At 58.5% G+C, this 8,257-nt stretch carries 10 protein-coding genes; 3 read left to right on the top strand and 7 right to left on the bottom strand.

All coding sequences use genetic code 11. The annotated features are described in order from the left end of the window. The 3 genes from PLJ71_20615 to PLJ71_20605 form a co-directional block, all read left to right on the top strand. Positions 1–439, top strand: a 439-nt coding sequence (locus PLJ71_20615; GenBank protein HQM51097.1) for a recombinase family protein, incomplete at its 5' end; no start/stop codon positions are given. A 159-nt stretch (positions 440–598) separates the two neighbouring features. Further along, positions 599–1,141, top strand: coding sequence for an isochorismatase family protein (locus PLJ71_20610; protein ID HQM51096.1), 543 nt, complete (start codon positions 599–601; stop codon positions 1,139–1,141). Between the two features lie 19 nt (positions 1,142–1,160). Next, positions 1,161–2,372, top strand: coding sequence for a hypothetical protein (locus PLJ71_20605; protein HQM51095.1), 1,212 nt, complete (start codon positions 1,161–1,163; stop codon positions 2,370–2,372). 90 nt (positions 2,373–2,462) lie between these two features. Here PLJ71_20605 and PLJ71_20600 read toward each other — a convergent pair whose 3' ends face one another. From PLJ71_20600 to hisI, 7 genes are all read right to left on the bottom strand, one after another. Next, complete coding sequence (locus tag PLJ71_20600; GenBank protein HQM51094.1) at positions 2,463–2,957, bottom strand: twin-arginine translocase TatA/TatE family subunit; 495 nt, start codon at positions 2,955–2,957, stop codon at positions 2,463–2,465. A gap of 33 nt (positions 2,958–2,990) precedes the next feature. Beyond that, the gene (gene tatC / locus PLJ71_20595; protein ID HQM51093.1) at positions 2,991–3,890 is read right to left on the bottom strand and encodes a twin-arginine translocase subunit TatC; all 900 of its coding nucleotides are present in this window, start codon (positions 3,888–3,890) and stop codon (positions 2,991–2,993) included. A gap of 159 nt (positions 3,891–4,049) precedes the next feature. After that, positions 4,050–4,430: an HU family DNA-binding protein gene (locus tag PLJ71_20590; protein ID HQM51092.1), complete on the bottom strand. Its 381-nt coding sequence runs from the start codon at positions 4,428–4,430 to the stop codon at positions 4,050–4,052. A 364-nt stretch (positions 4,431–4,794) separates the two neighbouring features. Beyond that, positions 4,795–5,388 carry a hypothetical protein gene (locus PLJ71_20585; GenBank protein HQM51091.1) on the bottom strand — a complete coding sequence of 198 codons (594 nt, stop codon included), beginning with the start codon at positions 5,386–5,388 and terminating at the stop codon, positions 4,795–4,797. Positions 5,389–5,502: 114 nt separating this feature from the next. Next, positions 5,503–6,087 (bottom strand): aminodeoxychorismate/anthranilate synthase component II, encoded by a 585-nt coding sequence (locus tag PLJ71_20580; protein HQM51090.1) that lies wholly within the window; start codon positions 6,085–6,087, stop codon positions 5,503–5,505. Continuing rightward, positions 6,084–7,571, bottom strand: a complete 1,488-nt coding sequence (trpE, locus tag PLJ71_20575) for an anthranilate synthase component I (protein HQM51089.1) — start codon at positions 7,569–7,571, stop codon at positions 6,084–6,086. The genes PLJ71_20580 and trpE overlap by 4 nt, the downstream gene beginning before the upstream one ends. A 20-nt stretch (positions 7,572–7,591) precedes the next feature. Further along, the gene (gene hisI, locus PLJ71_20570) at positions 7,592–7,987 is read right to left on the bottom strand and encodes a phosphoribosyl-AMP cyclohydrolase (GenBank protein ID HQM51088.1); all 396 of its coding nucleotides are present in this window, start codon (positions 7,985–7,987) and stop codon (positions 7,592–7,594) included. Positions 7,988–8,257: the final 270 nt, after the last annotated feature.

Below are 8,257 nucleotides of genomic sequence, written 5' to 3'. Positions count from 1 at the left end.
CATTCATGAACGGCGGGCTGAACGCTTGACGCATGGCGCGAAGGTGAAGCGGGGGCAACTCAGTGCTGTACAGCAAGGGCGCTATGGCACTGGTCCGGCGCCTTACGGGTACCGGCGCGGCAGAGAGGGCGAGAATCCCCTTGAGGTGGACGATGCCGAGGCCGAAGTGGTACGCATGATTTTCCGCGAGTATCTCAATACGCGCAGCACGGGAAAAGTCGTCGAGTATTTACAGTCGAAAGGGATTGCCACTCGAAAGGGCAACAGGTGGTCGCGTCAGGCGATCTCGATCATATTGTCCAACCGCACGTACCGGGGCAGAGTGAGTTACGGCGAGATCGAAACGCAAGGGCTTCACGAAGCTATCATCGATCCCGCGCTCTTTTACAAGGCAAACGCGCTTCGTGAACGAAAACGGCGCAATCGCAGCCGCAGATGAACGTCTTGTGACCAGTCTTTTCCCGCGGGACGGCAGCCGCTGTCCCGCGTCTTTCTTTGTATGAGCCCGCCGCCGTTTTTGTGTGAGAGCCGTGTCAGGCTATAATCAGCTCTCATGAGTACATTTCCCCGCGCGCGATTGAACAGACGGAGATGATTCATGTTGAAACGCGGTTCCGTAGTCTTGGTCGTGATTGATTTCCAGGATTCCCTGATGAAGAGAATCCCGGTCGCGGAGAAGATTGTACGGGAGGCCGTCCGTCTGATTCGTTTTGCCAACCTCCTTGAACTTCCGGTTTTGTGGACGGAACAGTATCCGAAAGGTCTCGGGCCGACAATTCCCGAGCTCGCCGGGGAAATGCAGGGGATAAAGGCCATCGAAAAAACGGCGTTCGGTTGCATGGGTGACAGCGGTTTTGTGTCAGCTCTCGAGGCTACAGGGAAGACCCAGTTGCTCATTACGGGCGTCGAGACTCACGTGTGCGTGATGCAGACCGCTCTGGGCGCCGTTGAACGCGGGTTTGAAGCGTGGGTGGTATCCGACGGGGTAGGGGCGCGTGAGAAGGCGCAGCACCAAGCGGGCGTGGAGCGTATCAAGAACGGCCCTTGCCAGTTGGTTACAGCGGAAATGGCAATGTTTGAAATCCTCGAGGAATCGGGCACGCCTGAGTTCAAGAAATGTCTTCCGCTTCTCAAGGGATAAGTCAATAAGGAGGTATTCCATGGGACACGTCGCAGCAGCGGGTCTGGTTGTGGTAATGGCCGCGGGGATGGCCGGAGCGGCGCCGTTGGCCGTGCGGTACGACGACGACGGCATGATCACTGTAAACGGACAACGGACACTGATCGTCGGGTCGTATTACGCCGCAAAGTCCGACAAACCTTATGCCGATATGGCTGAGGCCGGTTTCAACCTCATTCGCACCGATAGCAGTGCCGAAGAGATGGACCAGGCTCTTGCCGCAGGCCTGATGACGTGGACCAGCGTGGGCACGATTGACATGGCTGACCGCGAAGCCAGCACCGCCAGACTGCTTGAGAAGGTGAGGGCGATCAAGGACCACCCGGCCCTGGCGTTCGTCGAGAGCGTCGACGAACCGGCCTGGACCTGGATGAAGGCGGAGACCCGTGTGCCGGCGCAACCCTTCGTTGAAGCGTATCCTCTCATTAAGGAAGCTGATCCCAATCACCTGATGTACATGAACCACGCCCCGACCAACCTCGTGAAAACCATGCAGGCGTACAATCCGGGTACGGACGTAGTTGCCTGCGACATCTATCCGGTGAATCCTGGGGGGCTGCGGCCCATGTATGCGTTGTTCGAAGATGGGCACCAGGGGGATCTCAACAACCAGACCATCAGCCAGGTGGGTGACTATGTTGACAAAATGCGGCGGGTGACCGGTCCGAACCGTCCGTTGTTTATGGTGTTACAGGCGTTTGCGTGGGAGGCTCTGCGCGAGGAAAAGGAGCGCGACGAAAGCAAGGTGCTGTATCCGACCTGGGAAGAGAGCCGGTTCATGGCGTTCCAGTCGCTGATCAAGGGCGCCAACGGAATCATCTATTGGGGCAGCTACACCATGCCTCAGCCGTCCGACGCGTGGACGGGCATTACTCGCGTGACGCGTGAGGTCGCGGACCTCGCGCCGGTCTTGTCACAGCGTGCGGCGGGCTTCGAGCCCACCGTCGAATATCATGAGATCGGACACTCGGTCGATGATGGCGTGCAGTGGCTCGTGAAAGAAAGCGGCGGGGCCCTGTACGTGTTCACCTGCAACGCATACCGCTATCCCTGCCGCGCAACCCTGGGCGGGTTCTCGGGATGGAAGACCTGTACGGTCATCAACGAGAACCGTGCCATCGAGATTGCCGAGAACGGCGTGACCGACGATTGGAACGCGTTCGACGTGCACCTCTACCGCTTCGAGAAGTAAAAAGGCCTGCCGAGGGGGACAGTGTCTGCTGTCGGGAGGTCCGTCGCGCCACGTGGGCGCTCGGTGTTGTGGAAACCGGAAAGAGGCTCTCTACCCATCCATGGGCTTGGGGATCTCGACGTCTTCTTCTCCCGGTGAAGCGGGTGCGGATGGGCTTTCCGGCTTGGATGCGCCCGCCTGCGTATCCGCGGCATCTTTGGCTGGCGCCGAATCGGCCTCAGGTTTTTCTCCGGAACTCCGAGACTCCGGCTCTGTCGCCCCGCTCTTGGTTTGGGTGGAGGTACTGCCGCCGGCCGATTCTCCAGTCTTCTGCTCGTGGCTGGCTTTGTAATAGCCGGAATCGTCGCGCGAGTCGGTCAGGGCGTCGATATAGCTTTCGGGGTCGTAATTCTTGACCTTATCGATTTCCTTCTTGATGGGGGTGAGTTCCTTGCGGAGGTCGTCTTTGGCCTCTTCCACGTAGGACCGCAGGTCGCGGATGGTTCGCATGCAGATTTTCGCGAATTCGGGGAACCTCTCTGGTCCGATTATGATTAGAGCGATCCCTGCTACCAGGATCATCTCGCCCATACCCATTCCAAGCATACTATCGGCTTCTTATGTTACGCGTGCGCAGCCCTACGCCGCGCCGCTCGTCGCACGCTTTTTCTTGCTCCGCACTACCAGATACGATAACAGAATGCTTGCCTCATATAGTATCAGCAGCGGCACCAGCATAACCATCATCGAGAACACGTCCGGCGGGGTAAGCACCGCGGCCACCACCGCAAGTATGACGATCGCTATCTTGCGGAATTTCTTCAAGGCCTGAGGGGAAAGCAAGTCCAGGTAAACCAGCACCAGAACCACCATGGGAAACTGAAACGCAATGGCGAAACCCGTCATTATCTTGACGATGGTAGGGATAGTCTCGTCGCGCCGCAGGTTCAGCTCGATTTCCGGGGAGATGAAAACGTCTAGAAGGTAGGGGATGACCACGGGCAGGATTCCAAAATACGCGATGCACACGCCGGCGACCGCCAACATGCTTCCGCCCGTGAGCAAAATGCGCACGGCTCTCTTCTCGTTCGGTTTCAGCCCGGGAAAAATAAAGGCGCAAATCTGGTAGAGGATGTAGGGGGACGCCAGCAGGAACCCCGCATAGGCCGCTATCTTGAGCCTGAGGAGCACCGGCGCGAGAATATTGGTCCATTGTTGTCTGACTCTGCGGCTGGCGGGCGGCCGGGCGTCCACGGCCTTTTCCCCGCCGGACGCGGCGGCATCGTTCTTTACGCCCTCTTCGCCCTCGGATGGGGCGGATTGCCCTGACCCCCGGTCGATGTGCTGTTCGTCGTCTGCCATGTAGCCGACTATGGGCCACATCAAGGCGTCCTCGATGTAGGCGCCCACGGCGTAGGCGAGGAACATTGCCACGAGCGTCGCGATTCCCGCGCGGATAATCCGGGTTCGCAGCTCCCCAAGGTGCTCGGTGAAGGTCATCCGCGCCTCGTAGCTGTCTTCTTTCTTATGGTCTGGCATCTGAATGGAATCCAACGTGGACATGTTCCTGGGGCCGTCACCGGCCTCAAAACACATGCTGGCGGGTGGCAAACGTGCAAATGCCGCAACCCAAGATGATCTTAGTATAGACGGAGGCGCGCTCTACATCCAAATCGCGCTCCGGAACCGCGCCGTCTATCAGAACAGGCTGCCTTGCTCCCCTCCGTTGGACCCAGGGGCTGGCCATCTCTCCGGAGGCGCCCAGGGCGTTTCGGGTCGCTGAATGGTCTCGCCCGTGACGGAGTCCGTCTGCACGCGTTCTTTCAGCGCCTTGCCGGGTTTGAATGAAGCCACGCGCTTGTGCTGGATGGGCACTTCCTGTCCCGTCCGCGGGTTTCGGCCCATACGCGCATCGCGTTTCTTGACCTCGAATACGCCGAAATTGCGGATTTCAAGGCGATGCCCCTCGGCGAGGCATTCGATTATCGTATCTAATGTTTGCTGGACGACATCCGCGACTTCGTTCTGGGTGTAGCCGAGCCGTTCCGCGATCTCGATCACCAACTCCCGTTTGGTCACGTCGTTCTCCTTTCGCTGCCGTGCTTACAAGAACCGGTCCGTCTTCGTGTATCCGGGGCCGGGAATGCCCCCTCTGATATCCGAAAAGGACCCCCTCGGGCGTCCATGTACCCGTGACCACCCCGGCCTGCCGCGTCAGCCGCGCCCTCGGTAAGAGTCGTCGTCGCGGCGCCTGCTCGCGCGACCGGCTCGGTCAGCCTGTTCCTCCCGTTTTGGTCTTGAACGCGGTTTAGCCCTGCCCGCGCCTTCTTGTCCGCCCCGGGTCTTGGCGGCCTGCCTGCCCTTCCTTCGCTTCGCCCCAGCCATGCCGCCCCAAACGCCCGGCTTGCCGCGCGATAGAAATGAAACGGCCTCAGCGCTGTTCTCAGCCGCCGAAGAGGTCCCGCCATGCGTCCACATACATCCCGCGGATCTGCGGTACACCCACCATGATGCCGACTACAATGAGAATAACCACCACGATAATGACGTTTCTTTTCGCCTTTTCGGACATGCCCCCGCTTCCGGCGGCTGTGGGGGCGTCCAGGCCGCCGATAAACACCTTCTCGCCGCCGAGAACGCGCCCGCGCTTGTCCTCGAGCCCGCCAAGGGTCTCGTTGATCGAGATAAAGGCACGGTGCCATTCGCCCTGAAGCTTCTTAACGGCGATTTCCGATTGGCCGAAGATGTTCTCCAGGCTGGTTGCACCCGCCACGATGTTCATCGTGTTGCCATCGATTCGGTAGTCCTGGCCGAGACTTTCCTTCAAGATTTGATGCTCTCGGGCCAGTTTGCTCTTGATCTTGAGAAACTGGTTCTCCAATTCGGCCCGGTTGGCGTTTTCAGCCGGAAATGCGGACAGGATTTGGTTGAACAACAACCAATCGTTCAGGAATTCGCGGCACAATTGCAGATTGCGGTCAAGGTGCCCTAAGGCCCGCTGCTGCTTCTTCCCCAGGTTCTTCGGAGGCTGCGTCATTTCGAGAGGCCTTTCTTTCCGAATCCGACACTGCACATTACCGCCCTACTCTAACACAAGGCCGACCCAAAGTCAAAGATATAAGTCGTGCAGTTTTCGTAGCTTAGCGCGGATTCAAGGGTTGTGAGGCGCCGCCTTCTGAGCGAGGAAATTGCGCAGCATTTGCTTTCCTGGTTTCGTCAGAATGCTCTCAGGATGAAACTGTACCCCCCAAATAGGGTATTTCTTGTTGGCAACCCCCATGATGGTTTTGTCGTCTGTTTCCGCTGTGATCTCGAGTTCCTCGGGACATGTTTCGCGCCGGATGATCAATGAATGGTAGCGGGTGGCTTCAAAGGGTGAATCGACGCCTTCAAACAGGACGTTGCCGAAGTGGCAAATCTTACTGACCTTACCGTGCATAATCTTGTCCGCCCGCACGATTTCGCCTCCGAAGGCCGCGCCGATACTCTGGTGCCCCAGACAGACGCCCAGCGTGGGTATTTCGGGACCCAGTTCTCGGATGACGGCGATCGAGATGCCGGCTTCCTGGGGAGTGCATGGTCCGGGAGACACCACAAGATGCTCGGGTTTCAATGCGCGAATCCCTTGGATGTCAATGGCGTCGTTGCGAAATACCCGGACATCGCTCTCCATCTCCCCAAGGTATTGAACGAGGTTGTAGGTAAACGAGTCGTAGTTGTCGATAATCACGATCATGTTTCCAGCCCTCTTTCCGCGAATTCGACGGCCCGGAACAGCGCCTTGGCCTTGTTCACGGTTTCTTCGTATTCCTTTTCCGGCACGCTGTCGTAAACGATGCCTGCTCCTGCCTGGACGTAGGCGATGCCGTCCTTGATGATCATGGTTCGGATAATGATGCAGGTGTCCATATCGCCCGAAAAACTGATGTAGCCGCATCCGCCGGCATATGGCCCCCGGCGAACGGGTTCGAGTTCGTCGATGATTTCCATGGCCCGTATCTTGGGCGCGCCGCTGACCGTCCCCATCGGGAAGGTGGCGCGCAGGGCGGTGAAGGCGTCTTCCCCGTCTTTGAGCGTGCCCTCGACTTCGCTTACGATGTGCATTACGTGCGAGTAGCGCTCGATATACATGAGCCGCTTCTCGGTAGGGGCCACGGTGCCGGGCACGCTGACGCGGCCAACGTCGTTGCGGCCCAGGTCGACCAGCATGATGTGCTCGGCTATCTCCTTCTCGTCCGCCATGAGCTCCTTCTCGAGGGCAGCGTCCTCAGCGGCGGAACCGCCCCGGGGACGCGTTCCCGCGATCGGCCGCACCTTGCATTTCCGTTCATGCACTTGCGTCATTACCTCGGGGCTTGAACCGACAAGCGTAAGCTCCGGGAACTGCACCAGGACCATGTACGGCGACGGGTTGATGCAGCGCAAGGCGCGGTACACGTTAACGGGGCTGGCGTGGAGTTCGCGTTCGAAGCGCTGCGACAAGACAATTTGGAACGCATCGCCCGCTTTGATGTACTCCTTTGCGCGCCGAACCGCATCGCAGAATCCTTCCCGGGTAAAGCTGGACCTCGGTTCTTTATCCACTTCGCCCGCATGAATCCGCTCGCTCGTAAGTACGAGAGGCTTCCGCAGCGTTTGCTCGATCGCATCGATTTTGCGGATCGCCTCGTTGTATGCGGTCTGCGGATCGCCCTGAACATAGGCATTCGAGACAATCTTCAGGCGGTTGTTGACGTGATCGAAGATGAGGATCGTATCGGTGATGATAAAGTAGAGGTCCGGGACGTTGAGCGCGTCGGGGTTGGCATCCGGAAGCTTTTCGAAATGCCTGACCTCGTCATAGGATATGTATCCCACGGCCCCCCCATGGAACTTGGGCATGCCGGGCACCGGCACAGGCGTATATTCTTCCATGAGTTTTCGCAGATCGGTCAGGGGGTCTCTCGACTCGAACGACGAAGGGCGGCCCTCCCGGACAATCGTCACCTTCTCACCCTTCGACCGGAAGATCGTCGAAGGATTGGCGCCCAGAAACGAATAGCGCCCCAGCCGGTCCGCTTGCTCGACGCTTTCAAGGAGGAACGAATACTGCTGGTTCTTGGCAAGTTTTATGTAGGCCGTAACCGGCGTTTCCACGTCCGCCAGAATCTCTTTGTAAACGGGGACGATCGCGCCTTGGCGCGCAATCCCCCGAAACTCGTCAAGTGATGGATGATGCATGACTATATCCTCGCGTTACGTTAGTTCTCGGCGACGCCGTCTCCCGCCAGACAGACGGAACCGTCGGACTCGACGTTTCGATAAAAGCAACTGGTTTCCTTGGTGTGACACGTCGGACCCGCGGGGTCGCACTGCAGGAGCAGCGCGTCGGCGTCGCAGTCGGTGCGCACTTCTTTCACGCGCAGCACATTCCCCGAGGTCTCTCCCTTCACCCACAGTTTCTGGCGTGAGCGTGACCAGAAACAGGCCTTGCGTTCGCGCAGGGTGTATTCGAGGGATTGGCGGTTCATGTAGCCGACCATCAATACCTGCCCCGTCTTATAGTGCTGAATCACCGCGCAGATCAGACCGTTCTCGTCCAGCTTGACGATGTCTTGGATGGCGCCGATTCTCTTGCCGGATGCACTTGTGGTCATGGTGTTTGCTCCCCAATTGAGAAACCAATGGAATCGTGGAAAGTGTGAACGGAAACGACAGGATGCCCAGGGAGACTAGAAATGGGCACACCAACGCCATCGCCAAAGGAAGGTAGGGTGCGATGACATTGTGCCTTCTCCCAGGGTTCATGGGGGACGCTCCCCATGCACGAACTCAACCAGACTCAGTATGACACACCTCCGGCACCTTTGCAAGCCTTTTGCGCCGGGAGAGGGGGCGAAGAGGGGGTTACCGCTGTAATACAGGAA

This window comes from Candidatus Hydrogenedentota bacterium (assembly GCA_035416745.1).
In the GTDB taxonomy this organism is placed as follows: Bacteria; Hydrogenedentota; Hydrogenedentia; order Hydrogenedentales; family SLHB01; genus UBA2224.
The sequence above is the reverse complement of the archived record's forward strand: the minus strand, read 5'-3'. Positions and strand labels throughout refer to the sequence as shown.